Origin of the sequence: Streptomyces sp. NPDC091649 (genome assembly GCF_044756785.1) — a bacterium.
GTDB lineage: Bacteria > Actinomycetota > Actinomycetes > Streptomycetales > Streptomycetaceae > Streptomyces.
The window spans coordinates 129,945-154,936 of record NZ_JBIVTR010000014.1 but is presented as its reverse complement, the minus strand read 5'-3'; the positions used below and the strand labels follow the sequence as shown (position 1 = coordinate 154,936).

General features: G+C 71.8%; 20 protein-coding genes. 9 read left to right on the top strand and 11 right to left on the bottom strand.

Annotated elements, in window-relative coordinates; translation table 11 throughout:
• Positions 1 to 339: 339 nt before the first annotated feature.
• The gene (locus ACIQMU_RS23040) at positions 340 to 1,542 is read right to left on the bottom strand and encodes an erythromycin esterase family protein (protein WP_352242480.1); all 1,203 of its coding nucleotides are present in this window, start codon (positions 1,540 to 1,542) and stop codon (positions 340 to 342) included.
• Between the two features lie 58 nt (positions 1,543 to 1,600).
• On the opposite strand from ACIQMU_RS23040, the gene ACIQMU_RS23035 reads away from it, so the two are divergent.
• A complete protein-coding gene (locus ACIQMU_RS23035) occupies positions 1,601 to 2,359 on the top strand; it encodes a TioE family transcriptional regulator (RefSeq protein ID WP_402689580.1) in 759 nt (252 codons plus the stop codon).
• An 86-nt stretch (positions 2,360 to 2,445) separates the two neighbouring features.
• On the opposite strand, the gene ACIQMU_RS23030 is transcribed toward ACIQMU_RS23035, so the two are convergent.
• Both ACIQMU_RS23030 and ACIQMU_RS23025 read right to left on the bottom strand, forming a co-directional pair.
• Complete coding sequence (locus ACIQMU_RS23030; RefSeq protein WP_352242482.1) at positions 2,446 to 2,901, bottom strand: GNAT family N-acetyltransferase; 456 nt, start codon at positions 2,899 to 2,901, stop codon at positions 2,446 to 2,448.
• Between the two features lie 155 nt (positions 2,902 to 3,056).
• Positions 3,057 to 5,414 (bottom strand): cellulosome protein, encoded by a 2,358-nt coding sequence (locus ACIQMU_RS23025; protein WP_402689579.1) that lies wholly within the window; start codon positions 5,412 to 5,414, stop codon positions 3,057 to 3,059.
• Positions 5,415 to 5,505: 91 nt separating this feature from the next.
• Here ACIQMU_RS23025 and ACIQMU_RS23020 point away from each other — a divergent pair, with 91 nt between their 5' ends.
• From ACIQMU_RS23020 to ACIQMU_RS23010, 3 genes are all read left to right on the top strand, one after another.
• Positions 5,506 to 6,816 (top strand): amylo-alpha-1,6-glucosidase, encoded by a 1,311-nt coding sequence (locus ACIQMU_RS23020; RefSeq protein ID WP_402689578.1) that lies wholly within the window; start codon positions 5,506 to 5,508, stop codon positions 6,814 to 6,816.
• Positions 6,817 to 7,061: 245 nt separating this feature from the next.
• Entirely contained in the window at positions 7,062 to 7,958 is an 897-nt protein-coding gene (locus ACIQMU_RS23015) for an alpha/beta fold hydrolase (RefSeq protein WP_352242487.1), read from the top strand.
• A 572-nt stretch (positions 7,959 to 8,530) separates the two neighbouring features.
• Positions 8,531 to 9,376, top strand: a complete 846-nt coding sequence (locus tag ACIQMU_RS23010) for a hypothetical protein (protein WP_352242604.1) — start codon at positions 8,531 to 8,533, stop codon at positions 9,374 to 9,376.
• A 49-nt stretch (positions 9,377 to 9,425) separates the two neighbouring features.
• Here the strand turns inward: ACIQMU_RS23010 and ACIQMU_RS23005 are convergent, their stop codons facing one another.
• Together ACIQMU_RS23005 and ACIQMU_RS23000 are read right to left on the bottom strand one after the other, a co-directional pair.
• A complete protein-coding gene (locus tag ACIQMU_RS23005; RefSeq protein WP_402689577.1) occupies positions 9,426 to 10,226 on the bottom strand; it encodes a hypothetical protein in 801 nt (266 codons plus the stop codon).
• The gene (locus tag ACIQMU_RS23000; RefSeq protein WP_352242489.1) at positions 10,210 to 11,439 is read right to left on the bottom strand and encodes a hypothetical protein; all 1,230 of its coding nucleotides are present in this window, start codon (positions 11,437 to 11,439) and stop codon (positions 10,210 to 10,212) included. Before ACIQMU_RS23000 ends, ACIQMU_RS23005 begins: the two co-directional genes overlap by 17 nt.
• Before the next feature lie 436 nt (positions 11,440 to 11,875).
• Here ACIQMU_RS23000 and ACIQMU_RS22995 point away from each other — a divergent pair, with 436 nt between their 5' ends.
• Complete coding sequence (locus ACIQMU_RS22995) at positions 11,876 to 13,969, top strand: SpoIIE family protein phosphatase (RefSeq protein ID WP_402689576.1); 2,094 nt, start codon at positions 11,876 to 11,878, stop codon at positions 13,967 to 13,969.
• Positions 13,970 to 14,054: 85 nt separating this feature from the next.
• Here ACIQMU_RS22995 and ACIQMU_RS22990 read toward each other — a convergent pair whose 3' ends face one another.
• The 4 genes from ACIQMU_RS22990 to ACIQMU_RS22975 form a co-directional block, all read right to left on the bottom strand.
• Positions 14,055 to 14,258 carry a hypothetical protein gene (locus ACIQMU_RS22990; RefSeq protein WP_402689575.1) on the bottom strand — a complete coding sequence of 68 codons (204 nt, stop codon included), beginning with the start codon at positions 14,256 to 14,258 and terminating at the stop codon, positions 14,055 to 14,057.
• Between the two features lie 231 nt (positions 14,259 to 14,489).
• On the bottom strand, positions 14,490 to 15,074 hold the full coding sequence (locus ACIQMU_RS22985; RefSeq protein ID WP_352242493.1) for an N-acetylmuramoyl-L-alanine amidase: 585 nt from the start codon (positions 15,072 to 15,074) through the stop codon (positions 14,490 to 14,492).
• Between the two features lie 374 nt (positions 15,075 to 15,448).
• The gene (locus ACIQMU_RS22980) at positions 15,449 to 16,837 is read right to left on the bottom strand and encodes an SWF or SNF family helicase (RefSeq protein ID WP_352242494.1); all 1,389 of its coding nucleotides are present in this window, start codon (positions 16,835 to 16,837) and stop codon (positions 15,449 to 15,451) included.
• On the bottom strand, positions 16,834 to 19,923 hold the full coding sequence (locus ACIQMU_RS22975; protein ID WP_402689574.1) for a DEAD/DEAH box helicase: 3,090 nt from the start codon (positions 19,921 to 19,923) through the stop codon (positions 16,834 to 16,836). Before ACIQMU_RS22975 ends, ACIQMU_RS22980 begins: the two co-directional genes overlap by 4 nt.
• 257 nt (positions 19,924 to 20,180) lie before the next feature.
• On the opposite strand from ACIQMU_RS22975, the gene ACIQMU_RS22970 reads away from it, so the two are divergent.
• The 3 genes from ACIQMU_RS22970 (at position 20,181) to ACIQMU_RS22960 (ending at position 22,989) form a co-directional block, all read left to right on the top strand.
• The gene (locus tag ACIQMU_RS22970; protein ID WP_352242496.1) at positions 20,181 to 21,248 is read left to right on the top strand and encodes an acyl-CoA desaturase; all 1,068 of its coding nucleotides are present in this window, start codon (positions 20,181 to 20,183) and stop codon (positions 21,246 to 21,248) included.
• An 82-nt stretch (positions 21,249 to 21,330) separates the two neighbouring features.
• Entirely contained in the window at positions 21,331 to 21,513 is a 183-nt protein-coding gene (locus tag ACIQMU_RS22965; protein WP_026291218.1) for a hypothetical protein, read from the top strand.
• 570 nt (positions 21,514 to 22,083) lie between these two features.
• Positions 22,084 to 22,989, top strand: coding sequence for an oxygenase MpaB family protein (locus tag ACIQMU_RS22960; protein ID WP_352242497.1), 906 nt, complete (start codon positions 22,084 to 22,086; stop codon positions 22,987 to 22,989).
• 92 nt (positions 22,990 to 23,081) lie between these two features.
• On the opposite strand, the gene ACIQMU_RS22955 is transcribed toward ACIQMU_RS22960, so the two are convergent.
• Positions 23,082 to 23,681 (bottom strand): methyltransferase domain-containing protein, encoded by a 600-nt coding sequence (locus tag ACIQMU_RS22955; protein WP_352242498.1) that lies wholly within the window; start codon positions 23,679 to 23,681, stop codon positions 23,082 to 23,084.
• 286 nt (positions 23,682 to 23,967) lie between these two features.
• Positions 23,968 to 24,396, bottom strand: a complete 429-nt coding sequence (locus tag ACIQMU_RS22950) for a PPOX class F420-dependent oxidoreductase (RefSeq protein ID WP_352242499.1) — start codon at positions 24,394 to 24,396, stop codon at positions 23,968 to 23,970.
• A gap of 140 nt (positions 24,397 to 24,536) precedes the next feature.
• Between ACIQMU_RS22950 and ACIQMU_RS22945 the strand changes: the two genes are divergently transcribed.
• Positions 24,537 to 24,950 carry a roadblock/LC7 domain-containing protein gene (locus ACIQMU_RS22945; protein WP_352242500.1) on the top strand — a complete coding sequence of 138 codons (414 nt, stop codon included), beginning with the start codon at positions 24,537 to 24,539 and terminating at the stop codon, positions 24,948 to 24,950.
• The last annotated feature ends 42 nt before the right edge of the window (positions 24,951 to 24,992 follow it).

Below are 24,992 nucleotides of genomic sequence, written 5' to 3'. Positions count from 1 at the left end.
GCACCATCCCTTCCGCCACGGCCCGCCGGCGCCCCTTTGCCGCGCCCGGCCCCATTCCTCGGCGCCCGGGTCGGTCTCTCCCGGCACCGCTGCCGCGGCCACGCTCCGACCGCGGCCACCTGCGGTCGAGTACCCCGGCAGCGGGTCGTCAGTCAACCGGTCGCGGCGCGGAGCCCGGGCGGGGGGGACGCCACCGTCTGCGGCCGGACCGGTTCAGGCCGACCGGGCGGGCCGGTGGGCCCAGAGTGAACCAGACGCACGCCACGTCCGCGCCCGGCCCGGGGCCGGGTCCCGGGCCCGGCCCCATGGGCCCGGTCGCCGGTGACGGACGGCTTTCGCTCAGTCCTCCGGGACGTCCTTCATGAACACGATTCCGTCGATACGGTCCAGGTGGGCCGGGTCGAGCGGGGCGTAGCCGAAGTAGGGGGAGGCGCGCCGTTCGGGGACAGCGGCTCCGAGGGCGCCTGCCAGCTCGGAGGCCCCCAGCAGGCAGGCGTCCGCCGGGAGCGTGTACAGGGCTCCTTCGAGGGTGTCCGGCGGCGGAACGTCGACCCCTTGGTGCCGCATCGTGCCGAACGCGGTGGCGAGGAAGCCGTACTCCTCGCCCAGGCGGGCGTCCACGAGGGCGCCCGCACTCCACCACTCCAGTCGCCGCCCGCCCATCCGCATCGAGCTCAGATCCCGCTGGAGATGGCTGTTGTGGGCGTGCACCAGAACCGGACCGCGTTCGGCGAGCGCGAGGAGATTGCCGGCCATCATCTGGTCCCGCAGGCCCACAAGCCGTGACAGACGGTGCGGTGAGGTGTCGGCCATCCAGAAGTGGTAGCGCAACAGGCCGGTGGCGGCCCGCGCGTACAGGAGCGTGCGCTCGAACGCTTCCCGCGAGGCCACCGTGATCAGGTGCGGCGTCCACGCGTCGAGCAGCGCCCCCAGATCGTCGGCGAGCAGCCGCAGTTCCCCCGCCTCGGCCGACCGCCCGAAGGACACGGACGGATCCAGCATCGCCGCCGGGTCGGTCCACCGGTCGTCGGCGCCCAGCAGGCGGTCGAGCCTCTCGGCGGTGCAGGGAAGCAGACCCGTGTCCACATGGTCCGCGAGCAGGCGGTGCAGCGACATGAGGCTTTCCCGGGGGCTCGCGGCGTGAGCCATCTCCAGAGGGCCGTCGAAGCCGGCGAAGCGGAGCCGGTCGGGTGCGGGCCGGCCCTCGTTGAACGCGCGCATCCAGCGGACCAGTTCACGATTGGCCGCAGAGGCTCCGAGGCCGTGGCTGAACCCCTGCTCCATCACCTCGTCCAGTGTGCCCGCGCCCGTCGTCACGTGGTGATCCACCAGCAGGCCCGCCACGCAGTCGCTCTCGATGGTGATCGTCCGGTAGCCCTCCTGTTCGACAAGGCGCCGGAAGAGCGCGTTGCGCAGGCGGAGAGGAGCGTCCACTCCATGGGTGGGCTCGCCCAGCGCCAGCATCCGGGGCGGGGAGGGGAACAGCCCCATGACGGAGGCCGCCTCGACGGCGTGAGCGATGTCCTTGATGTCGTCTGCCATGGCTTCAACCGTATCGCTGAACCCTCGGTTGAGACTTTGCCGCGATACGCTCCGTGACATGGGGAGAAAGCTTCAAACCGCTGAACACCTCCGGCCGGTGGACCTCGCCCGTCGGCACGGATTGTCGACGCAGGCCGTCAGGAACTACGAGGCGGCGGGAATCCTCCCGGCGGCCGGTCGCTCCCCCCACGGCTATCGCACGTACACTCCGCTGCACGCGTACGCCCTGGAGGCGTTCCTCGCACTGATCCCCGGGCACGGGCACGGAACCGCGACATCGATCATGCGGGCGGTGAACCGCGACGAGCCGCAGGAGGCGTTCCGCCTCGTCGACGAGAGCCACGCCCGGCTCCTGGAGGACCGGCGGACACTGCGAGCCGTAGAGGAGGCCCTCCGCGATCTGGGCCCGGGCGCGATACCCGCACCCGACGACGCGTCGAGCACCGGCGGCGTGTTCGTGGGGCCGCTGGCGCGGAAGCTGGGGGTCGGGCCCGCCACCCTGCGGAAGTGGGAGCGTGCCGGGCTCCTGACCCCGCGCCGCGACCCGCGCACCGGGTACCGGGTGTACGCCGGGGCCGATGTCCGGGACGCCGGGCTGGTTCACCAGCTCAGGCGGGGCGGCTACCGACTGGAGCGGATCGCGCCGCTGATGGCCCGGGTGAGGACGGCCGGAGGTGTGGAGCCGCTGGCGGTCGCCCTGTGCGACTGGCACGCCCGGCTGGCAGCCCGGGGACGTGCGATGCTGGCCGGGGCGGCCCGGCTGGACCGCTATCTCCGCGAGTCGGACACCTGGCTGCGTGATCGCGGCGACAGCTGACCGGGGGAGTCCGCTGACCGGAGCGTGTCCGGGAGCGCCCCCCATCGGCGCGCCCCGGACACGCTCCGGTCAGCGGGCGCACGGGGTCAGGCCGAGGTCCTCCGGTCCGGCCGGACGAGCCTGAGCATGACTTCGTCGTATTCCTCGTCGACGCGGCGGCTCTCCTCCACGAAGCCCATGCGGGAGTAGAAGTCACGGGCCCGCGCGTTCTTCTCGTACACGTCGAGCGTCAACGAGCCGTGCAGCGCAGCCGCGTGCTCGACCAGGCGGCGGCCCACGCCCGCTCCCTGCGCCTCCGGCGCCACGAAGAGCCCGCCGATCTCCGCGTCCAGCAGGCCCAGGAGAGCCACCACGCGGCCGTTCGACTCGGCGACCCAGTTCTCGGCGTGGGGGAGATAGATCTCGCGCATCTTGCGTGCGCGCTCGCCCTCGCCCTCGCCGGGAATGAAGGGATGGGCGACGAGACTCGCCCTGGACCACACGTCCATCGAGGCGTCCTCGTCCGCGGGGGTGTACTGGCGAATCGTGACAGGTTCGGACATGCGCGAGACCTTAGCCCGCCGCGAGGAAACCGGCAGCCGAATAACGCGTGGCCGCGGCAGGGACGTCCGCGCCCGGGGAGGGGTGTCACCGCACGGCGAGGGCCGAGGCGGGGCGTCGTGGGACTCCGGACGCCCCGCCTCGGCGACTCCCGGCCCTACGGGGCGGACAGCGGCGTCACGGCTACCTGATCGATCACGGGTGCGTACGGTGACCGCTGGTCGTACTGGTTGTACGTGTCCCCGTCGAAGTCGGGCAGTTCGTCCGCCGTGAACGACAGCCGGTTCGTGCCCTCCCGGAGGGTGACCGGGAGGGTCAGCTCCCAGAAGTTGTTGAAGTGGAAGGTGGTCGGGAACAGCACGCGGCGAGCCGCTCCTCCGTTGACCGACAGGTCCGCGTGGCGTGCGACCGGGTCGGGGTTGTAGTGGGTGGCGGGCGCTTGTTCGGCGTTGGAGTAGCGGATGGTCAGCGCGTGCCGGCCGGCCTTGGCCGCCGTCACGTCGAGGGCGAGGGCGTTGGCCGTCCCGTGGCCGATGCCGGTGACGGCCTCGCCGCCGGCGGCGAAGGTGTGGCCCCCGGTCACCTTGGCCGCGCCGGTGACGGAACCGTCCTCGGCCTGGTGGACGGAGGGCTTCAGAGCGCCCCGCGACTTCGCGACCCGCAGGCGGTCGAGGACCAGCCCGCCCGACGCGCCGGTCAGGGTGATCTTGTTGATGCCGCCGGACAGAAACACCTTGACCGCGGTCGTGCCCTTCCTGGCGGCCCCCACCGCAGGCAGGTCCGCCTTCTCGCCGTTGACGGCCAGCGTCGCCCGGCCGCCGCCCAGGTGGTCCACGGAGACGGTGGACTCGCTGTCGTCGGGGGAGTGGACCCAGAACGTCGTGGAAGCGCCGCCGCCGAGCGGCACCGTGCCGGGTCCGGAGGCGCCGGCGTGAGTGTAGACCGGCTGGGCCCCGTGGACCGTGGCGTACTCGGCCTCGTACACGGCGGGGCGCGAGACCCGCGCGTCGCGCAGACCGAGGTCGATCTTGTCGATGATCGCGTCGCCCTTGGTGACCCCGAGGTCAGGGTCCTGCGCGGCCAGCGTGATCCGGTGCCGGTCGGCGGTCAGCGCCACGGTGGTGTCGGTGTGACCCCACACCACCCACTTGTAGCCCAGCGGCAGCCGCAGCTCCTGCGGGTCCTTGCCGTCGACGCGCAGGAAGACGTTGGTCGGGCCCTGCTCCTTCACCAGGTCGTACATGTTGTAGGAGTTGGCGAAGACGCTCAGGTCGTAGGCGCCGTCCTGCGGGACGTCGACGTCGAAGGCGAGCACCCCGTCGGAGCCGGTGCGCAGACCGCCCACGTTGTACGTTCCGGAGGTGGCGAACCTGCCGACGTCCGAGGGTGTCCCCTCCGGGCCGTTCCTGGAGTAGCCGGAGCCGGTGTACGTGGCGTTCTCCGCCTCGTACGTCTTGCGCCAGCCGACCGAGGGCGCGACCGGTGCGCCGTTGGCGCCGGGGGAGAGGATGACCTGGTACGCCGACATCTCGTTCATGTCCCGCATCGGCAGGGTCACCGAACCGTCCGCGCCGACCTCGGCCTTGCGGTCCGACAGCCGCAGGGGCTGCGCGGAGTCGCCGACCTGACCGGTCCAGGGGATCTCCTGCACGGTGGCGTGCACGGTCGTTCCGAACAGTCGGGGGTCGACGTTGCGGAAGACGATGTCCGCATCGCCGCTCTTGCCGCCGAAGACCGCCCGGGACTGCCTCTTGCGCTCGTCGAGGGTCGCCACGCCCTGGAGGGTGTACTGCACGTTCGGGTGCGGGGCGGTCACCTCGACGGTGTGGCCGGACATCTGGCCGTAGGCGTTGAACAGCCACCACTGGCCGTTGCCCTTGTTGGCCTCCACGGCGGAGTCGTTGAGGTTGCCGTCGATGTTCCAGTACGCCAGATCGGCGTCGATCTTCGACTCCTCGATGGCGGAGACCCACTGGACGACCTGCCCGGGCACCGAGAGGTGGTAGTTGTGGCCGTACTCGTTGACGTTGACCGGCAGCGGGCCGACCCCCGTCTCCTTCTCCCAGCTCCGGTACGTGGCCACACTCGTGCGGACGGCGGCGGGCGAGGACAGCTCGTGCCAGGTCATCACGTCCGGCACCACGTCGTGAGCCTTGGCGTAGGCGAGGAACCCCTTGACCTGGTCGAAGAGTTGCGAGGTGTTGGGGCCCGCGATGCGCGCGTCGGGGTCCAGGCTCCTGATCAGGTGGTAGACCTCCTTCCACGCGGCGAAGAACTGCTCCGGCCGGTCCAGCCAGGAGACGTTGTCGTAGCTCCATCGGCCCGAGCCGAACATGTTCCCCTCGGGCTCGTTGAACGGCACGTACACGACGTGGTTCCGGTAGTCGAGCTGGGCCGGCCCCGCCGGGCGCGTCGACCTCGCCTTCGAGTCGCCCGACACCGTACGGCTGCGGGGCAGCGGCCTCCAGCTGCGCATCCTCGCGGCGACGCGGGCCCTGACCCCGTTCAGCGGCACCTACTTCTACCGGGAGCCGCACGCCGACGCGTACGTCTTCACCTCCTACGAGACCGGCCGCCGCTACCGGATCACCCTGCTGGCCGGGGCTGTGGCCCGGGCGGCCGGGCAGCAGACTCTCGGCAGCGCCGACCGCGGCGTCACGATCGGCGCCTCCGGCGACGGAAGCTGGGAGATCGCGGTCGAGGAGTACGAGACCGCGCGCCGGCCCTTCGCCGCCTCCGCGGACTTCGACCAGGTCGTGGAAGCCGCCCGGACCGCCTTCGCGGCCTTCTGCGACGCCATCGCGCCGTGGCGCTCTCCCGCCACGCCGGCCGCGGAACTCGCCGCCTACGTGCTGTGGTCCGCGACCGTCCGGCCGAAGGGCTTCGTGACCAGGACCGCCGTCCTCATGTCCAAACACTGGATGGACAAGGTGTGGAGCTGGGACCACTGTTTCAACGCCCTCGCCCTCGCTCCGGGCGATCCGGGTCTGGCCTGGGACCAGTTCGTCCTGCCCTTCGACCAGCAGGACGAAAGCGGGGCCCTGCCGGACTCGGTCACCCACTCCGAAGTGCTGCACAACTTCGTCAAACCCCCCATTCACGGGTGGGCCTTCGGCCACCTGCGCCGACGGCTCGCCGGAGGCGTCGGGACGGAAAGGCTCACCGACGCCTACGACAAGCTCGCCCGCTGGACGGACTTCTGGCTCACCGTACGCCGCGCCCCCGGAGCCGCCCTGCCCCACTACCAGCACGGCAATGACAGCGGGTGGGACAACGCCACCACCTTCGATCCCGAGCGTGTCGTCGTCACCGCCGACCTCGCCGCGTTCCTCGTCCTGCAACTGCGCGAACTGGCCTCCCTGGCACTAGAACTGGACCGGCTCGACGACGCCCGCCGGTGGACCCGGGAGGCCGACAGGACACAGCGGGCGATGCTCGACGAGCTGTGGGACGGCGGCCGGTTCATCGCCCGCTCGGCCGACGGCGGCACCACGTGGGGCAGCTCCAGCCTCCTCGACCTGATGCCCATGGCGCTGGGCGAGCATCTGCCGGAGCCCATCAGCGCGGCGCTGGCACGCGGGCTGGAGACCCACCTGACCGAGCACGGGCTGGCGACCGAACACCCGGCGTCCCCGTGCTACCTCTCCGACGGCTACTGGCGTGGACCGATCTGGGCCCCGTCCACCGTGCTCATCGAGGACGGACTGCGTCGCGCAGGGCACCTGCGCCTCGCCGAGTCCGTCAGTGCTCGCTTCCGGGCCCTGTGCGAGACCTCCGGCTTCGCCGAGAACTTCGACGCCCTCACCGGCACCGGTCTGCGTGACCGCGCCTACACCTGGACCGCCAGCGGCTACCTCCTTCTCGCCGAAGCCCACGAACTCCGCCGGGCGGAGCCGGCCCGGACCGCGGAGGTGTGAGGCCGCTCCAGGAACCGATGGGAGCCGTGTCCAACTCTCCTGGTTTCAAAGGGGTTTCATGGGGGCATACGACGATGGGCGACGGGCCGGGCCGGCTCGTCGCGTACGAGGGGCGAGGCCCGATCCGACGGAGGAACGACGAACACCGTGATCTACGACGCCCGACCCGTGGCGGACGACCCCGTCCGCACCCGCCCCGTGTCCCGGGGCCCCGTCCGCGTCTTCCACGGCCCGGGGGCCCACCGGTGACGGCCGGGAGCGGGGAGGACGGGCGGCTCACGTCGTTCCGGCGCGACGGCCTGGTCTTCGACGTCGTGGACCGGGGGCCGCTCGACGGGGAGATCGTGGTGCTCCTGCACGGGTTCCCCCAGCGGGCGAGCTCCTGGGATCTGTTAGCCCCTCTGCTGCACGCGTCGGGGTACCGCACGCTGGCGCCCGATCAGCGAGGGTACTCCCCCCGGGCCCGGCCGCGCGGCAGGTTCTCCTACCGCATGTCCCAGCTCACCGAGGACGTCGTCGCCCTCATCGAGGCGGCCGAGCCCTCCGGCCGCAAGGTGCACATCGTCGGGCACGACTGGGGCGCCGCCGTCGCCTGGACGCTGGCCGCCGCACGGCCGGACGCGGTGGCGACCCTGACCGCCCTCTCCGTGCCGCACCCCGCCGCGTTCGTACGGGCCCTCCTCACCAGCCGCCAGTTCCTGATGTCCTGGTACATGTACTTCTTCCAGCTGCCGTGGCTTCCCGAGCTGTTGCTGCGTCGTATCGATCCGGCGGCGGCACCCCGTGCCGCCGAGCGCATGGCGACGGGGCAGACCGCGGCCAACCTTGCCCGGGACATGGAGGCCCTGCTGGCCTCGGGCGCTCTCACCCCCGCCCTCAACTGGTACCGGGCGATGCCCTTCAGCGCCCCGGGCGGGCCGGCCCGGATCACCGTCCCGACGCTGTTCATCGACAGCGACAGCGACCCGGCCCTCGGCCCGGCCGGCGGCCGGCACACCCCCAGGTTCGTGTCCGGCCCGTACACCTCCCACACCCTGACCGGAGTCGGGCACTGGATTCCGGAGCAGGCCGCCCCCGAAGTGGCGGAACTCCTGCGTGTTCACCTCTCGCGCTCGCCCGGGGGGACGGCCCCCGGACGGTAGAGCGATCGGCGTCGTCCGTTGCGCGGCCGGCGGCGCCGGCGGCCGGCGGAGGCCATCATCGACCTCCGACCTCGTGCGCGGCCTCGCGGCGTGACGGGGCACGGGCGACGCCTGTGCCTCAGCGCCGTCAGGAAGCCGCCTCCGCGGGCGGGGCGGCCTCCCTCGCTCCGCAAACGGTGCGGCCGAGCGGACTTCCGGCGGTGCGGCGTGTGCTGTCGTCCCGGGAGCCCTCTGCGAGCCGGGCCCTCGAGGGCCGCCGGCTCCGACCGGACTCCCGAAACGCCGGAAGGAACGCCGGCCGGCACTGCGCCGACCCGGCCGGCGTAGTGCCGGTGGCCGGCGCGCGGTGAGAGGGAGAGGGTGCTGAGCAGGCACGGCGTTCGCACGCCGCCCCGTCAGCCGCACCGGGAGGCAGGAACGCCCATGGCCCTCGTACACTCCGCCGATGCCGGTGAACGGCCGGCCGCCGTCCCAGGGGCCGGCTGCCGGGCCGACGCGCGGGCGGGAAGCGCCCTCGCCGGTCCGGCCCGCCTCCGGCCCTCCGCCGTCGGGCATCGGCAGCCGTCGTGGCGCTGACGTCGGACACGGGCGGCGACGGGTTCCCCGGCCCCGACGAGGAGGAGGCGGCCCGGTCGGCCGACCGCAAGGGCGGCCCCGGGCACACGGTGCTGCTGGCGGTGGCGCTGGCGGTGCCGGTGACGGAGGTCGCGTACACGGTCGGCGGCGGCACCGCGGCACGCGACGTGTTCATCGGTATGGAACCAGCCAACTGGCCGGACGTCCTGATCGGAATGGTGCTCACCGACCCGCTCCTCGCCTCCGTGCTGGCCGTCGTCGTCTCCCGAGTCGTTTTCGCCCTGTTCGCGGCGCGCGGGGCCGTCCCGGTGGAAGGCGGTGTCCTGCGGGCGCTCCAGCGGGTGGCGCTGACCGTCGTCAATCCGGTCGCGGTGGGGGTGGTGATCGGGTGCTTCTTCGGACCTTGGTGGGGTCTGGGCACCGGGCTCGGCGCCTATGTGCTGCGCAAGGGCGTCGTGGTGGAGTACCGAACCGGCAGACGGCGCCCGCACGGACACCGTGGTCGGCGGACGGGAGCGGGACCATTCCGCGACAACGGCTACCGCCCGTCGCGGGTGCTGCGACGGGCGGCCGCCCTGGAGCAGTGGGCGGCGCTGGGACTGACGACCCTCGCGCTCCCGGTACTGTCCTTCGTCGCCGCGCTGAACGGGCAGGCGTGGACCTCGATCGTCCGCTGTGAGGTCACCGACGGCACACGGACCGAGAGCAACCGCCTGATCGAGCTGAGCCGCAAGGGGAGTGGCGTCGTCGGGTGGAACCTGGACACGGACGAGCTCTCCAACGGTGCGGGGTGCACGGGCGAGGAGACCCTGTACGTGCGTGAGCCGTGGTGGCGCGACTGAGCGGCCCGGCCCTGGCGCGTACCTCTTGGACGCTTCGAAACCGATGAAGTCAGCGGACATCTCCCTGCCCGGCCGGCGGGGAACTCGGCGGCAGCAGATCGCTCTCGCTGATGGTGTAGGTCAGCGGCGGGTAGACGAAGTCCGCTTCCTTGTTCTCCCGGCGCCGCAGTCGGTAGAACTCCTGCCTCTGCTCGTCGTCCGCCGAGGTGAGGGGCGTGCCCTGAGGGAGGTATACCTTCCCGTCGCGGAATCGGACGAAGGTCTTGGATGTCCGGAACGTCATGCCCAGCCACTGGTTCTCCGCCTTCCGGGCGGGCGCGTCCAGGACGATCTTATGCCTGAGCCGCCGATTCGATGCGACGGAGAACGCGACGATGCTGTGATGAGCGAGAGGGATCTCGAACCTCTCGCCGTCGGGCTCCTTCGATTCGAAGATCAGCTTCCTCGGCGGGCTCGCCTCGGGGTGCTGATAGCAGGAGAAGACGGCGATAAAGGAACCTTCGGCCAGATCGAGCGCTTGGTCCGAATGAAGACCCATGGTTGCGTAGGCGTTCGTGTAGCTCTCCAGAAGAGCGTTGTTGAAACCGACCGGAAGCGCCGCGCGTTCCTGAATCCGCTGGGCCAACTCTTCGTGCACCGGCCGGAATCGCTGCGCAGGGATGCCGTAGCGAGTGGTGGTGCGTACGAGGGGCACGCCACCCGCTTCGTCGGCCTTGGTGAGCACGGCGCCCTTGCGGCCCTTCCCCACGTCTTCCGATCGAGCGGAGGCGGACAGCTCCGCGAAGAGATCGCGCTCCCCCGGCAACGTGCACGCGATGATCCCGCCCGGAATGCTAGACAGTGGGGGCAAGGTAGTCCCCCGTGTTCATGCTGAAGGGGAACCTGTCGCCGTAGTCGATGAAGGACGAGGTCCTGTTCTCCTCGGCGTACAGCCTGCGCAGTTCCAGCACGCCGTCCGGTGTGGGGGGACCCAGCTTCACCGGCTCTCCGGCCGATTTGATGAACGTGTGGCCGTTCCTGTGAACGGCCTCGGTACTCGAACAGCGCACCACGTACCCCAGGCGGGTCGGAAGCGACTCGACGGCCAGCGACGAGGGGCGAATCGCGTGCGTGTACAACCGGTTGGTGGACAGCGGCATGAAGAAAACGGAGCCGGGATAAAGAGTCAGGGAGAACTGCGAGGGAAGCGCGTCCCCGTCATGTTCCTGAGCCGGCTCCTTGAGGCGGAAGCGGAGCTCCGTCAGCCCGCTGACTCCCTTGACTCCGTAGTCGAAGGAATCTTCGGCCGGCGGCCGCAGCCGGTCGAGCCGGTCGTAGAAGGTGCAGAAGGCCATGGTGCCGTGAGCGGGCATGTCCTTGGTCTTGTCGGCATGGGCCGAGATCTTCGCCTTGGACTGCTTGCGCTCGGCCGTGGCAGAGGTGTTGTGGTAAATCTGGGCGAGAACGTGATTGAGCGGTGCATGGTTCCGGAAAACCGAGTCGGCCTCGTGGTTCAGAGCCTCGACCACGCTGGTGTCGGTCGGGCCGAAGTTCTCGGTCGGCCCCGAGAGGTTCGTGGAGCACCGGAGCAGGCGGAACTCCAGGTCGTCGCCATTCTGTGTGACGGGCGTCAGATAAATCCCGCTGCGATGGGCCGTGCCGGGTTTGGTCGACTCCGTCAGGGACTGGAACGCGTGCTCCGCACGTATCCGTCCGAAGTGATCGGCGTCGGGAGCGAAGAAGCGGCGGTAGTACACGCCGAGGCCGTGTACACGTATCGGCACCCGGCCCGAGTCGATGGGCGTCCAACGCTCGTCGACGTCCTCATCGCGACCGTGCGACAGTTCACGTACGACGAAAACCCGGGCGGCAGCGTGCAGTTGACGGCTTTTGATCGCCGATAGATCGCCACACAGGTAGACGTTCTTCTGTGTGAGGTCGTACGAACCGGAGGCAAGGCCCTCCGGAGTGACGACGGACCCGAAGAAGTTTCTGACCAAGTAGTTGTCCCGCGCCGTCGAGGATGCGATCACTACGTTGTTCGCATCCTCGACAGAGGCTTCTGCCGACTCCGTTGTGCGCATCGAGCGGTACCCGTCATTCGCAGATCTTGATGGATTTCTCAAACCGTGGACAGAGCAAAGGCCCGCATTCTTTCCTTCGCGCGGTGAAGCGCGGACGAAAGGAGACGGCCTGTGGGGGCTCGATGCTCTCACGGGGCTCGACACCGGGCAACGGATTCTGTTGTGCGGGCGGCATGCGGCGTTCCCGGAGAGCCGGGGGCGGGTCGACTGCGCGGGCGACCGCCCCTGCCCACCGGACACCGGGTCCATGCCTCACCGACCCGCCGGCCGCTCGGGCCGGAGAGCGGCGAGGGGAAGGACGAGGATCGCGGGTTCGGCCCTGGACCTCCCGTCCTCCCAGGATGCCCCCGGCGCCGCCTCGGGCGCAGCATGGGAGGAAGCGCTCAGCCGGCGGCACGGTGTGTGCCGCCGGGGCGGGGGAGTGGAGGGAGCAGCGATGGCCCACGACGCCCCGCCCGAAGCCGAGGGCTCCGACGCCGCGGAGTCCGGCGCCCCCGCGGGCCGGCAGGCGGGGGCGAGACTGCTGGATCTCCTGAATGTCGCGGCGATCGTGGTGGACCCCGAGGGCCGCATCGTGTTCTGGAGCCCGCAGGCCACTGACACGTTCGGATACCCGACGCAGGAGGCGCTCGGACAGTACGCGGCCCGGCTGCTGCTCAGCGAGGAGAACCGGGACCGGGCGGTGGAGCTGTTCGCCGGGGTGATGGCTTCGGGGCAGAGCTGGGCCGGAGTGTTCCCGGTCCGGCACCGGGACGGGTCGACGCGGCTGGTGGAGTTCCGCAACGTACGGCTGCTGGATGACCTCGGGGACGTGTACGCGCTGGGGATCGCCGTCGACCAGACGGCGCTGCACGGAGTGGAGAGCCGGCTGGCGTCGTCGGAGCAACTGGTCTCGCAGGCGCCGGTCGGGTTCGCCCTGCTGGACACCGAACTTCGCTACCGGCTGGTCAATCCCGCGCTGGAACGGATCAACGGGTTGTCGGCCGCCGATCACGTCGGCAGACGCCCCCGCGACATCCACCCCCCTGACGGGGCCGCAACGGTGGAATCGGCGCTCCAGCACGTACTGACGACGGGAACGCCGCGCGTCGACCAGCACATCGTGACCCGGACCCGCGCCGATCCTGATCACGACCACGCGTGGTCCGTGTCCTACTACCGCATCCACGGGCCCGACGGAGAGGTGATCGGTGTGGCCTCCTCGGTCGTCGACGTCACCGAGCGGTACCTGGCCGCCGCCGAGGCCGAACGGGCGCGCAGGCGGCTCGCACTGATCGCGGACGCCTCCGCCCGGATCGGGACGACACTCGGAGTGGTGCGGACCGCCCGGGAACTCGCCGAGGTCGCGGTTCCACTGCTGGCAGACGTGACCGCGGTCGACGTGCTGAACGACGTTCTGTCCTGCCGCACGCCGTCACCGCACCCGCATGGTCCGGAGCTGTTCCGGGCGCTGGCCGTCGCCTCCGCCGTTCCCACCGAAGTCACCGACGCGGCCGATCCGGTCGGCGAGGTGTCCGCCTACGGCCCGGACCGGCTGATCACGCAGTGTGTGCGCACCGGACAGCCCGTCCTCGTGACCCACTGCGACGACCGGGACCTGCGGCGGATCTCTCGCAGCCCCGAGGCCGCCGACGCCCTCGCCCGCGCGGGCGTGCACTCCTATCTCGCGGTGCCCCTGATCGCCCGTGACGAGGTCCTCGGCGCCTTCGACCTGCTGCGTGCGCAGAACCCCGCCCCCTTCGACTCGGACGACGTCCTGCTCGCCCGCGAACTGGCCGCCCGGGCCGCCATCGCGATCGACAACGCCCGGTGGCACCAGCACGTACGGACCGCCGCCGAAACCCTGCAGCGCAGCCTGCTGCCGCCCACCTCGCCCCAGCGGCCCGGTCTGAAGATCGCCTCCCTGTACCGGCCCGCCCAGGCGGCCAACGAGGTCGGAGGCGACTGGTACGACGTCATTCCCCTAACGGGGGGCAAGACGGCCCTCGTCATCGGCGACGTCATGGGAAACGGCATCGACGCCGCCGCCACCATGGGCCAGCTGCGCACGGCCGCCCGCGCCTATGCGGCCCTCGACCTCCCCCCGGAAGAGGTCCTCCACCAACTCGACCAGCTCACGCACGACCTGGAGCACTACATCGCCACGTGCCTCTACGCCATCTTCGATCCGCGCACCGAGCGGTGCCGCGTCGCCAACGCCGGGCACCTTCCGCCCATCCTCACCCGCCCCGGTCACCGGCCCGGCCCGCTCGACCTGCCGACCGGGGCCCCGCTCGGCGTCGGTGGCGTCGACTTCGACTCCACCACCGTCCCGCTGCACCGGGGCGACCAGCTGCTCCTCTACACCGACGGCCTCGTCGAAACCCGCGAGGACCCCATCGACGAACGCCTCGACCTCCTCCTCGACACGCTCGCCACGGCGAGCCCGCCCCTCGACGCCACCTGTGCCCGGCTCGTCGACACCATGCGCCGGCCGGATGACCCTGACGACGTCGCCCTCCTTCTCGTCGAAGCCCGCGACGGCGTCTGAAGGTCCGCCTGCGCCGCTGACCACCGCGACGCGCCACGGCCATGGAGCCGCCCCGCCACCGGCTGTCGGCGTCCCCCCCCACGCGTCAGCTGTCCCCCACGACCACGGAAGGTGACGACGCGTCCCTCAGGAGCAGGCTCGGCCCGGTCTCCGAGGGGCCGGCGGGGACCGTCCAGATGTCCGAGGTGCCCTTCGCCCGGCCCGGAAGGGCGTAGGCGAGGGTCGTGTCGTCCAGCCATGCCGCCTGGTCGTCGACGCTGAGGGTCTCGGCGACCGGAGTCTCACGCATCGTTCTCAGGTCCAGCACGTGGAGTCGCCACGGGTCCCGGGCGCCCTCGCGGACCCTCGTCTCGAAGGCGATCCGGGTGCCGTCGGGTGAGAGGGACGGGCATTCGGCGTTCCGGCGGAGGGCGCGTGCCTTCCACGTCGTGACGTCGCCCTCGCCGAGATACCTCCTGCCGTCGGCCGCCGTGACGGCCGCGGGCGCGGCGCCGTCAACCGGGTTGACGGGGAAGGGTGCTCAGACGACGTCGCCGACGAGCCGGAGGTAGCGTTCCCAGTCCCAGTGGACGCCCGGGTCGGTGTGATCGCTGCCCGGTACCTCGTGGTGGCCGACGATGTGCTCCCGGTCCTTGGGAATGCCGTGACGCTCGCAGATGTCTGCTGTGAGTCTGGCCGACCGCAGGTACATGATGTCCGTGAAGAACTCCGGGCGGTCCACCCAGCCCTCGTGCTCGATGCCGATGCTCCGGGTGTTCCAGTCCCAGTTGCCCGCGTGCCAGGCGATGTTCTTCTCACGTACGCACTGGGCGACGTGGCCGTCACCCGAGCGCACCACGTAGTGGGCCGACACCTGCTTGGCGGGGTTGCGGAAGATGCCCGCGGTCGGCGTGAACAGCTGCTGGGCGACATGGATGACGACGCGGTCGACCCGGCGCTCGGAAGGTCGGGAGGGAACGGTGTAGTTGGCGGGGGAGGCCGGAGCCCAGAGGGCACTCGCGTAGTCGGTGGGGACCTTCGGCGCGGCCACCGCCCGGGCGGAGGCCGGCACGACGGCCACCCCCATGGTCGCGGCGGCGCACTGAATGAGCCTTCTGCGGTGCAACAGCACTCCTGGGTCCGGGGGGCGGGGCAGCGGGCGGTGACGGGGCGAGGACAGGGCCCGGACCGGGCTCGGGCCGGGGGTGCGGCGGAGCCGAACCGGTGAGGGTCGGCTCGTCGATCATCTCCGTGATGCAGATGACGAGACCCGCCGGGGGGCCGGTTCCCTGCCGCCGCCGCGCGTTTCGGCTGCCCGGCGTCCGGCCCACCGCACGGCCCCTCACGGCCGCCCGCCGCCGGCTGACGTTTGCCGGCGTGAGGCGTGAGGCGTGGGGCGACGGGCGACGGGCCTTCAGGACCGCCGTGTCCGTCGTCCGCTGACGCTTGCCGGCGACGGGCGTTTCGGACTGCCGTGTCCGTCGCGTCCAACGGGTGCGATCAGTCCACGCCACCACCGGTGGCCACCGCCAGCGCTCCCGCCGGGTCGTCGTCCGCCGGTCCGGCCGGAACCCAACGACCGCGCTCCTTGCGGTAGGGCCACCACCGCCCGTTCCGGTCGTACCGGAGCTGGAGGTCGGCGCCCGCGACGGTCCAGCGGGTTCGCCCACTCGCCCGCAGCGCCGGCCGGTCACCCGCCTCCCACGCCTCGCCGAGCCGCGCACGGGCCCGCATCAGGTCGTCCGGGTCCGGTGTCCACTCCTCGTCCAGCACGGCGAGTGCCGCGGCCCCGCCGTACCGCCAGGCGCGGACCGCGGCGTCCAGGTCAGCGGCCGGGCGCCCGGACCCCTCGGCCAGCCGGGCCCCGATCCGCGGCTCCGGCCGCGCGTCCGCGGCGAGCCGCACCGCGTCCTGCCGCGGGGTCGGTTCCACCGGGAGGGGGTGCCGTTCGTGCCCCGGCGCCAGGGCCTCGCGCAGCATCCGGTGCGCCCGAACCGCGCTGTCGGCCGCCAGCACCTCCAGCGCCGGCGGGTCGATCCCGGGCACGGGCCCGGTCTCGGTGTCCAGCGACGGCCCGCGTCCCGGTTCGTCGGGGGCCGACGGGGGAGCGGGCAGCGGCGGCAGAATCCCGGCCGCCGCGAACGCTTCCCCGGCCGGGACTCCGTGCACCTCACGCTCCGCGCCGTCGGCGGTCTCCCTCGCCCCGTCGTCCCCCGCCCGCACCGCGCGGGCGGCGCTGCGCGCCTGGAGTTCGTCCCAAAGCCGCCGCTCGTCGCGCCCCCGCATCAGCAGCAGGACGAACGGGTCCTCGTCCAGCAAACGCGCCACCTGGTAGCAGAGAGCGCCCGAATGGGGGCAGTGGTCCCAGGCCCCGCAGGTGCACTCCGGCTCCAGATCCCCGATGCCGGGCAGCAGATCGACCCCGGCGCCCGCCGCGTCCTCCACCAGGTGCGGCGGCATCTCCCGGTCCAGCAGCGCCGCGATGTGCCCGGCCCGGTCCACGGCCATGTCCAGGAACCGGTCCCAGTCGCCCACGCCGAGCTGCTGGAGCAGGACGTCGCTCCGGTAGGCCGTGCCGTCGCGGTCCCGCACCACGGCCGTGATCCGCCCCGGCCGTACGGAGACCGCACCGACCCCGCCCTCCCGGGCCAGCCGTCGGCCCTGCTTGAGCTGTTGTCCGTCCAGCGCCGTGTCCTCCAGAGCCTTGAGCCAGGCCCGGCCCCACCACGAGGTGGCGAAACCCCGGCCCTGCGCAGGGGGAAGCGCCGCGAACGTCCGCTCCGGTCCGTGCCCGCCGTGCCGCGCCGTCTCGTCGTCGCTCCCCTCCACGCCGCCCGTCCCGTACCCCGCTCCGTACCCGTAGTCGTCGTCCTCGTAGTCGTCGCTCATCGCGCGCCCCCTCGCAGTTCGACCAGATCGGCCAGTTCCGCATCGGTCAGTTCGGTCAGTGCCGCCTCGCCGGAGCCGAGGACCGCGTCCGCGAGACCCTGCTTGCGGGCGAGCATCTCGGCGATCCGGTCCTCGATCGTGCCCTCGGCGATCAGCCGGTGCACCTGCACCGGCTGGGTCTGGCCGATCCGGTACGCCCGGTCCGTCGCCTGCGCCTCGACCGCCGGATTCCACCAGCGGTCGAAGTGCACGACATGACCGGCCCGGGTGAGGTTGAGCCCGGTACCCGCCGCCTTGAGGGACAGCAGGAACACCGGCGCCTCGCCCGCCTGGAAGCGAGCCACCATCTCCTCGCGGCGGGCCACCGGCGTACCGCCGTGCAGGAACTGCGTGCCCACGCCGCGTGCGGCCAGGTGTTCCTCCAGCAGCCGGGCCATCTGCACGTACTGGGTGAAGATCAGCACCGAACCCTGCTCGGCGAGGATCGTGTCCAGGAGTTCGTCCAGCAGCTCGACCTTCCCCGACCGGTCCGCGATCCGCGGCTGTTCCTCCTTGAGGTACTGCGCCGGATGGTTGCAGATCTGTTTGAGCGCCGTCAGCAGCTTCATCACGAGCCCTCGCCGCTCGAACCCGTCTGCGGTGGAGATCTCCGCCAGGGTCTCGCGGACCACCGCCTCGTACAGGCCGGTCTGTTCCGGCGTCAGCGACACCGCCCGGTCGGTCTCGGTCTTCGGCGGCAGCTCCGGCGCGATCCCCGGGTCGGTCTTCCGGCGGCGCAGCAGGAACGGCCGTACCAGCGCCGCGAGTCGCTCGGCGGCGCCCGGGTCGTCGCCGCCCTCGACCGCGGCGGCGTACCGCGTACGGAAGGCGCCGAGGCGGCCGAGCAGGCCGGGTGTCGTCCAGTCCAGGACGGCCCACAGTTCGGAGAGGTTGTTCTCGACGGGGGTGCCGGTGAGCGCGACGCGGGCACGGCCGCCGAGGGTGCGCAACTGCTTGGCCGTCGCCGAGTGCGGGTTCTTGACGTGCTGGGCCTCGTCGATGACGACCATGCCCCAGGGCACGGCGGCGAGCCGGGACGCGTCGAGCCGCATCGTGCCGTACGTCGTCAGGACGAACCCGCCGTCCGCCAGGTCCTCCAGGGAACGCGACGCGCCGTGGAAGCGACGGACCGGCGTTCCCGGTGCGAACTTCTCGATCTCCCGCTGCCAGTTGCCCATCAACGACGTCGGGCACACCACCAGCGTCGGGCCGGCCGCTTCGCGGTCGCTCTGCCGGTGCAGATGCAGGGCGATGAGCGTGATCGTCTTGCCGAGGCCCATGTCGTCGGCGAGACAGCCGCCGAGGCCGAGCGAGGTCATCGTGTTCAGCCAGTTCAGACCGCGCAGTTGGTAGTCGCGCAGGGTCGCAGCGAGCGTCTCGGGCTGTCCGATCGCCTGCTGGGCGGCGGACTCCGGATCGGCCAGCCGGTCGCGCAGCTGCTGGAGCCATCCGGTCGCCGCCACTTCGACGCGACGGCCGTCCACCTCCGTCGAACCGGTGAGTACCGCACCCAGAGCGTCGATCGGGGTGACCTTGCGGTCCTGGGTCTCCCGCGCCCGGCGCGCCTCCTCGGGGTCGATGAGCACCCACTGGTCGCGCAGCCGCACGATGGGCCTGCTGGACTCGGCGAGCCGGTCCAGCTCCTCGCGGGTCAGCTTCCGGTCGCCGAGGGTGAACCGCCAGTCGAACGACAGCAGGGCGTCGGCGGAGAGGAAGGAGGGCGTGTCCCCGGTGGCGTGCCGCCGGGGACGGCCCTCCTGCCCGTCGCCTTCACCGTCCGGGAAGTCCCGGTCCGCGGCGTCCCGGTCGTCCGGGCCGATGACGGCGCGTGCGGTGAGCTTCCTGGCCAGTTCCCTGGGCCAGTGCACCTGCACCCCGGCGGCGGCCAGGGCGCGCGAGGCCGACCCCAGCAACTCGCCGATCTCCTCGTCCGCCGGTTCCACCGAGTCCGGGACCGCGGCGGAGAGCAGGGGAGCCAGCGGGGGCCAGGCCCGGGCGGCGCGCCGCAGGGTGAGGAGGGCGTCCATCCGGGCCCGCGGCCCGAAAGCGGCGGCGGTCTGCGAGTGGCCCGCCCACACCTCGGCCGCGTCGGCGACCACGGAGGGGTCGCTGACACTGTGGAGCTGCAACACGGCACGGAACGACGGCGCGACCGCGACCGCGTCCGGACCGGAGCCCGCCTCCACCGGCGGCGGGGCGCCCTCGGGGCCCGCCTTCACGCCGCTGTCCCACGAGGTCACGCCCGCGACCTCGATACGCAACGACAGTCGTACGCCCGCGTCGTGACCGGCCGCCACATCGGCCGCCCAGGTCCGCGCCTCGGGCAGGTGCTGCGGCTGTCGGGCGGTGAACGCCGGGCCGGCGGCGGCGATGCCGGCAGCCGGTGTACGGGGCATCGTGTCGGCCACGGAGTCCAGGAACGCACGCAGCAGGCGCTCCGGTTCGGGCAACGACGGTTCTCCGGAGCCGGAGCCGGAGTCGTGCGCCGCGAGCCGTTCCCGCGATTCGTCAGCGGCAGCCGCTCGGCCCGCGGCAGTCGCCACACCGCCCGCGCCGCCCGGCCCGCCGGGCTGCCGGTCGCCCTCGTCCGCGAGGGGAGTGGAGTGCGCGGTCGGCGGCATCGACGCCGCCAGCTCCCGGATTCTTCCGAGGTCGGCGGCGCTCAACGGCCCGACCCGCCAGGCGTCGTGGTCGGTGGCGCTGAGCCCCGGCAGCAGGAGACCACGCGCGACGAACTGAAGCGCGAGAAGCGCGGCGGCGCCCCAGAAGGCGGTGGCGGGGGAGGCGTGAGCGACGGCGCGTGCCCGGGTCAGCACCGGCAGGGCGTCCCGCACGGGAAGGAACAGCGCCGAAACCGTACGGATTCGTAGGTCGGCTCCGACCACGGTCAGCTCCGACGAGGTCCCGGGGGCGCCGGAAGGGGTGCTACCGTCCGGATTCCAGAACGCGACCCTGCCGGTACGGGCGGGATCCGCGGGGACGAAGACCGCGGAGCAGCGGGACAGTTCGGCGATCTCGGAGGGCGTTGCCGCAGGGTGCCTGTGCACAGCGATGTCAGATTCCTCAAATTTGACTAGTGGGCGGAGTCGCCGAGGGTACTCCCTTTCGCGTGACGACAGGCCGTACGTCTATGTGGCATGCGTCACATCCTTTCCTTCTCCAGCCTTGATGGTGCAGCCGGCCCCACCATCGGGCAGGGGGGTCTGCCCCAGGGGCATCCGGGTGGTGGCGCCATGGCTCCCACCACCCCCCGGTCCGTACGTTCGATGAGGTCAGCGCATATGTTCCAGAGACCGGAGACGTCATGTCCCAGGCGACAGCCACTGTTGCGGATCCCGCCGAGGAAAGCGGTGCCGAGCGCCCGGCCGAGACCCGCGCGGCGGCCGGAAGCGATTTCGCGCCGCTGCTGCGTGCCGTGAGGGGGCAGGGCCTGCTGGAGCGCCGGACGGACCGGTATGTGCTCGGCATCGTCGCCAACCTGCTGGCTCTGACGGCCGTGATCACCGGCTTCGTACTGCTGGGCGACACGTGGTGGAGCCTGCTTCTCACCCTGCCGATGGCGGTTCTGTGGACCCGCACGGCCTTCGTCGCCCATGACGCGGGACACGCGCAGATATCCGCCGACCGCAGGACGAGCAAGCTGATCGGACTCGTCCACGCCAATCTGCTCCTCGGTATGAACGAGGCGTGGTGGAACGACAAGCACATACGCCACCATGCCAACCCCAACCACATCGACAAGGACCCCGACGTCGGGGTCGGCGCCCTGGTCTGGACCCAGAAGCAGGCGGCGCAGCGCGAGGGGTTCTTCCGCTGGCTGACCAGGAACCAGGCCCGGCTGTTCTTTCCGATGCTGTTGCTCGAAGGCATCGCGCTGAAGATCTACGGATTCCAGTTCCTGCGCCGCCAGCCCCTCCGGGAGCGGGCCGTCTCGGCGCTGCTGCTCACCGCGCACGTCGCCCTCTACGCGACGCTGCTGCTCAGCACCCTGTCACCGAGCAAGGCGATCGTCTTCGCCCTGGTGCTGCACGCGCTGTTCGGTCTCCACCTGGGCATGGCCTTCGCGCCGAACCACAAGGGTATGGAGATGCCCGACCCCGACGGTGAGCGCTGGGGCCACCTCCAGCGGCAGGTGCTGACCTCGCGCAATGTGCGGGGCGCCGTCCTGACCGACTGGTTCCTCGGCGGGCTGAACTACCAGATCGAGCACCACCTCTTCCCCAGCATGCCCCGCCCCAACCTGCGACTCGCCCAGCCCTTGGTCAAGGCGCACTGTTCCACCATCGGCATGCCGTACGCGGAAACCGGACTGATCGAGTCCTACCGGCAGGCGCTGTCGCACATGCACGAAGTCGGTGAGCCGCTGCGATAGCGGGGCCGACGGGGAACGTAAGGGCGCACGGACGCGTTCACACAGAACAGGAGCGGCGCCGGCCGCGAAGGAGGCGTTGACCATGTCGAACGGTGCGAAGGTCGCTATCGGGGGAGTTCTCGCGGCAGCGATCCTGTGGCCCCTGATCGGATTCTGGTGGGCACTGCTGATCGTGATCGGTGTTCCCGTGGCGGGCTATCTGCTGCTGGACCCCTCCCAGCGGCGCAGGCTCCGCAGGATCAACCGCAAGCAGATCGGCCGCTGAGGCCGGACGAGGGACGGCGCGCCCCGACCCGGGCGGTCCCCTCCCGTCCTGATCGCCCTGTCCGGTGAGGCCCCCGAGCGGCCACACCTCGCGAGGCGGGCGGCGCTGGCCCGGGGGCGGGAGAGCGGACACCGGGATGCCGCGGGAGCGGGGAGCCACTGCCCCCGGCGCTTCCTCGAGGCCGGTCTCCGGCTTACGGTCGAAGACCGGCCGTCGGAGCGGCGCGTCCGCGATCCGCTCGCGCCATGCCGACCACTGCGCGGCGCTCTCGTCCGCCCCGGGCCGCCGCTGCCGCGGGCCCCAGGCATCCCGGCCAGGAGGGGGTGGCGGCGTCGGCGGTGCGGGACCCTCCCTGTCGCTCATCGTCCACCAGCCCCTCACGCGGTTTTGCGTCCCTCGCTCCGCCGGCGCGCCCCGACTACTCGGTAACGCCCTCGTCGAGGCCCTGGGGAACGGGCTGGTGAGCCGGAGCCGCGCCTCCCCCGCCCGGGTGCGGGGGAGCCGGAGTTCCGGTTCCGCTGGAGGGCTCCGCGTAAGGTTGGACCATCCGGCCGAACGAGAGGGGCAGCGATGGCGAAGCGGTACGACCGGCTGAAAGAGATTCAGGGACTGGACCCCGAACGGGACTTCCTGGAGATCTACCGCCTCACCGTTGCCCACGAGTTCCCCTGGGACGTCACCCGCGCCCTCGAACTGGCCCTCTACCGCACCTATGCGGTGCCCAGCATCGGCCGACTCCTGGACGAGACGGCGGAGTTGACGGGGCGGCCACAGAAACGCTACGACGACACGGCCCTGCTCCTCGACACGGTGATGGAGCACGGCTTCGACACCGACGAAGGCCGGACAGCCGTCCGCCGGATCAACCAGATGCACCGCAGCTACGACATCAGCGACGACGACATGCGCTACGTACTGTGCACGTTCGTCGTCAGCCCGAAGCGCTGGCTGGACAGTTTCGGCTGGCGACGCCTCTGCTGCCACGAACGGGGCGCCTTCGCCGCCTACTACCGCGCCCTGGGCGCCCGCATGGGCATCAAGGACATCCCGAGGACCTACGAGGACTTCGAGCGCACCCTCGACGCCTACGAGCGCGAGCACTTCGGCTGGGACGAAGGGGCCCGCCGGGTCTCCGACGCCACCTTGGCGCTGATGGGGTCCTGGTATCCGGCGCCCCTCGCTCCGGTGGTGCGCGGCGCCAGCCTCGCACTCCTGGACGACTCGCTGCTCAGGGCGTTCCGCTACCGTCGACCGGGTCCGGTGGCTCGCGGACTGACCAGGGGCGCACTCCGGCTCCGGGCCCGTGCCGTTCGGCTCCTGCCGCCCCGGCGGACGCCCCACTACGCCCGCCAGAACCCCGAGATCAAGGGCTATCCGGACGGGTACGAGATCGCCGGACTCGGCACCTTTCCCACACCGGGCGCCCGTGGCTGCCCCGTTCCCGGGCGCCGGCCGTCGCAGGCACCCGCCGAGTGACGTGACCCACCCCGCCCGGCCACGCCCCGTGCCGGTCCGGACAGCCCCGGCGCTTGCCGTACGGCGTCCGGGCCCCGTTCGTACCGGCGGCCTCAGGTCTGCCTGACCGCGAGAGCCAGAAAGCGGTCGTCCTCGTCGGTGTAGGACTCAAGCCGCCACCCCGAGCCGGCCAGCAGCTCGCGCAGCCGCGGCTCGGCCCGCAGATCGTCGTCGGTGACGGTGCGTCCCCGGCGTGCGGCGAGGGCGGCCCGGCCGATCGGGTGGAACAGCGCCAGGACCCCGCCAGGGCGGACCACTCGGGCGAGTTCGGCCGTGTCCTCCCCGGGGCGGGCCAGGTGCGAGATCAGCCCGGCTCCGAACACCGCGTCCAGGGCGCCGTCGCGCAGCGGCAGCCGCGCGACATCGGCACGGAGCAGCGTCCCGCTGTCCCCGCGTCCCGCCCGTGCCGCTGTTTCCAGCATGGCCGGAGTGAGGTCGACGCCCAGCACCGTGCCCCCGGGCCCGACCGCCGCCCGCAACGCGGGCAGCGCGCGCCCCGTCCCGCAGCCCGCGTCGAGCACGGCATCGCCGGGGCGCAGCCCGAGCAGTCCGGCCGCGGCGCAGTAGGCGGGGCCGTCGTCGGGGAACCGGCTGTCCCACCCGGCCGCGCGCGGGGTGAAGAAGTCCAGTACGTGGGCGTGGTCGTCGGCCATGAGGACATGATCGCGCAGTCGGCAGGGACGCACGACCCCCTGGGGCCCGCGTGCCCGGCCGGACACCGACGCCGTGGTCCCGGTGGCATGCCCGCCGGAGCCGATGGCGCGGCATCGCGCAGCAGCCTTGCCCTCGTGCCGTGCAGGCGCCTCGTGCCGTGCGAAGCCGGCTGCCGGCCCCTGGAAAAGAAGTCCTGATCTGTACGGTCGAGGACGCCGAGCGGCACGCACACCGCCCGGCTCCTCGCCTCCGTCGGCCGACGGCCGAGCGCCCGGCCCCCGCCCGTCAGTCGGCCATGTCGGCCATCGCGACCACCTTGTCGATCCGCACCCGTACGAGCAGTTCGCCGGGCACGCCGTTGCGCCGACCGAACTCCTCGGCGGCGCCGGCTTCCACGTAGCGGCCTGCGATGAGCGTCGCCCACCGCAGCAGCTCCGCGGGGTCCTCGCTCAGTTCGGCATGCCCCTGCACCACCGCGAACGCGTACGGAGGCCGGTCGTCGTCGACGCACAGGGCGACCCTGCCGTCCCGTGCGAGATTGCGTCCCTTCACACTCTCCTTGCCGGTGTTGAAGACCACCGAGTCGCCGTCGAGAAGGAACCAGACAGGAGCGATGTGCGGGCTGCCGTCGGCCCGCACCGTGGAAATCTTCGCTGTGCGCGTGCCCTTCGAGAGGAACGCCCGCCACGCGTCTTCGGTCATGTGGTGTGCCATGGGCCCATCCTGAGCCCGATCCCCGCGTGGCGCGAAGCGGCACCCCGGGCGGCGAGGGGCGCTTGCCCCCACGGGGCCCTTGCGCGAGGCTTACGCGCGTAACGGGGCACGGGGTACGAGGGTACGGGGAGGACGAGCACATGCCGCTTGACCGGGGACTTGACTGGCTCCTTGACGATCTGACCAGCAGGGTGCAATACATACGGCACGCCTTGGTGCTGTCGAACGACGGACTGGTCACCGGGGCCAGCACCGGGCTTGCCCGCGAGGACGCGGAGCACCTGGCGGCGGTCTCCTCCGGTCTGCAGAGCCTGGCCCGCGGATCGGGGCGGCACTTCCGGGCGGGCCGGGCCCGCCAGACGATGGTCGAGTTCGACGAGGCACTGCTCTTCGTGACGGCCGCGGGCGACGGCAGTTGCCTGTGCGTCCTGACCGCCGCCGAAGCGGACGTCGGCCAGGTCGCGTACGAGATGACCCTGCTCGTCAACCGGGTGGGAGAGCACCTCGGAGTATCCGTCCGCCAGAGTGCGCCCGAGGACACAGGACCGTTCTGACCCGCAGGTCTCGTCGCCGGTGGGAAGTTATCCACAGGGCTG

Excerpts from the sequence above, each read along its gene's own strand:
- ACIQMU_RS23000 (WP_352242489.1), bottom strand. The coding sequence starts at position 11,439 with ATGCGCACAACGGAGTCGGCAGAAGCCTCTGTCGAGGATGCGAACAAC.
- ACIQMU_RS22990 (WP_402689575.1), bottom strand. The coding sequence starts at position 14,258 with ATGCGTGAGACTCCGGTCGCCGAGACCCTCAGCGTCGACGACCAGGCG.
- ACIQMU_RS22965 (WP_026291218.1), top strand. The coding sequence starts at position 21,331 with ATGTCGAACGGTGCGAAGGTCGCTATCGGGGGAGTTCTCGCGGCAGCG.
- ACIQMU_RS22980 (WP_352242494.1), bottom strand. The coding sequence starts at position 16,837 with ATGAGCGACGACTACGAGGACGACGACTACGGGTACGGAGCGGGGTAC.
- ACIQMU_RS22970 (WP_352242496.1), top strand. The coding sequence starts at position 20,181 with ATGTCCCAGGCGACAGCCACTGTTGCGGATCCCGCCGAGGAAAGCGGT.
- ACIQMU_RS22945 (WP_352242500.1), top strand. The coding sequence starts at position 24,537 with ATGCCGCTTGACCGGGGACTTGACTGGCTCCTTGACGATCTGACCAGC.
- ACIQMU_RS23040 (WP_352242480.1), bottom strand. The coding sequence starts at position 1,542 with ATGGCAGACGACATCAAGGACATCGCTCACGCCGTCGAGGCGGCCTCC.
- ACIQMU_RS23030 (WP_352242482.1), bottom strand. The coding sequence starts at position 2,901 with ATGTCCGAACCTGTCACGATTCGCCAGTACACCCCCGCGGACGAGGAC.
- ACIQMU_RS22995 (WP_402689576.1), top strand. The coding sequence starts at position 11,876 with ATGGCCCACGACGCCCCGCCCGAAGCCGAGGGCTCCGACGCCGCGGAG.
- ACIQMU_RS23035 (WP_402689580.1), top strand. The coding sequence starts at position 1,601 with ATGGGGAGAAAGCTTCAAACCGCTGAACACCTCCGGCCGGTGGACCTC.
- ACIQMU_RS22955 (WP_352242498.1), bottom strand. The coding sequence starts at position 23,681 with ATGGCCGACGACCACGCCCACGTACTGGACTTCTTCACCCCGCGCGCG.
- ACIQMU_RS22960 (WP_352242497.1), top strand. The coding sequence starts at position 22,084 with ATGGCGAAGCGGTACGACCGGCTGAAAGAGATTCAGGGACTGGACCCC.
- ACIQMU_RS22950 (WP_352242499.1), bottom strand. The coding sequence starts at position 24,396 with ATGGCACACCACATGACCGAAGACGCGTGGCGGGCGTTCCTCTCGAAG.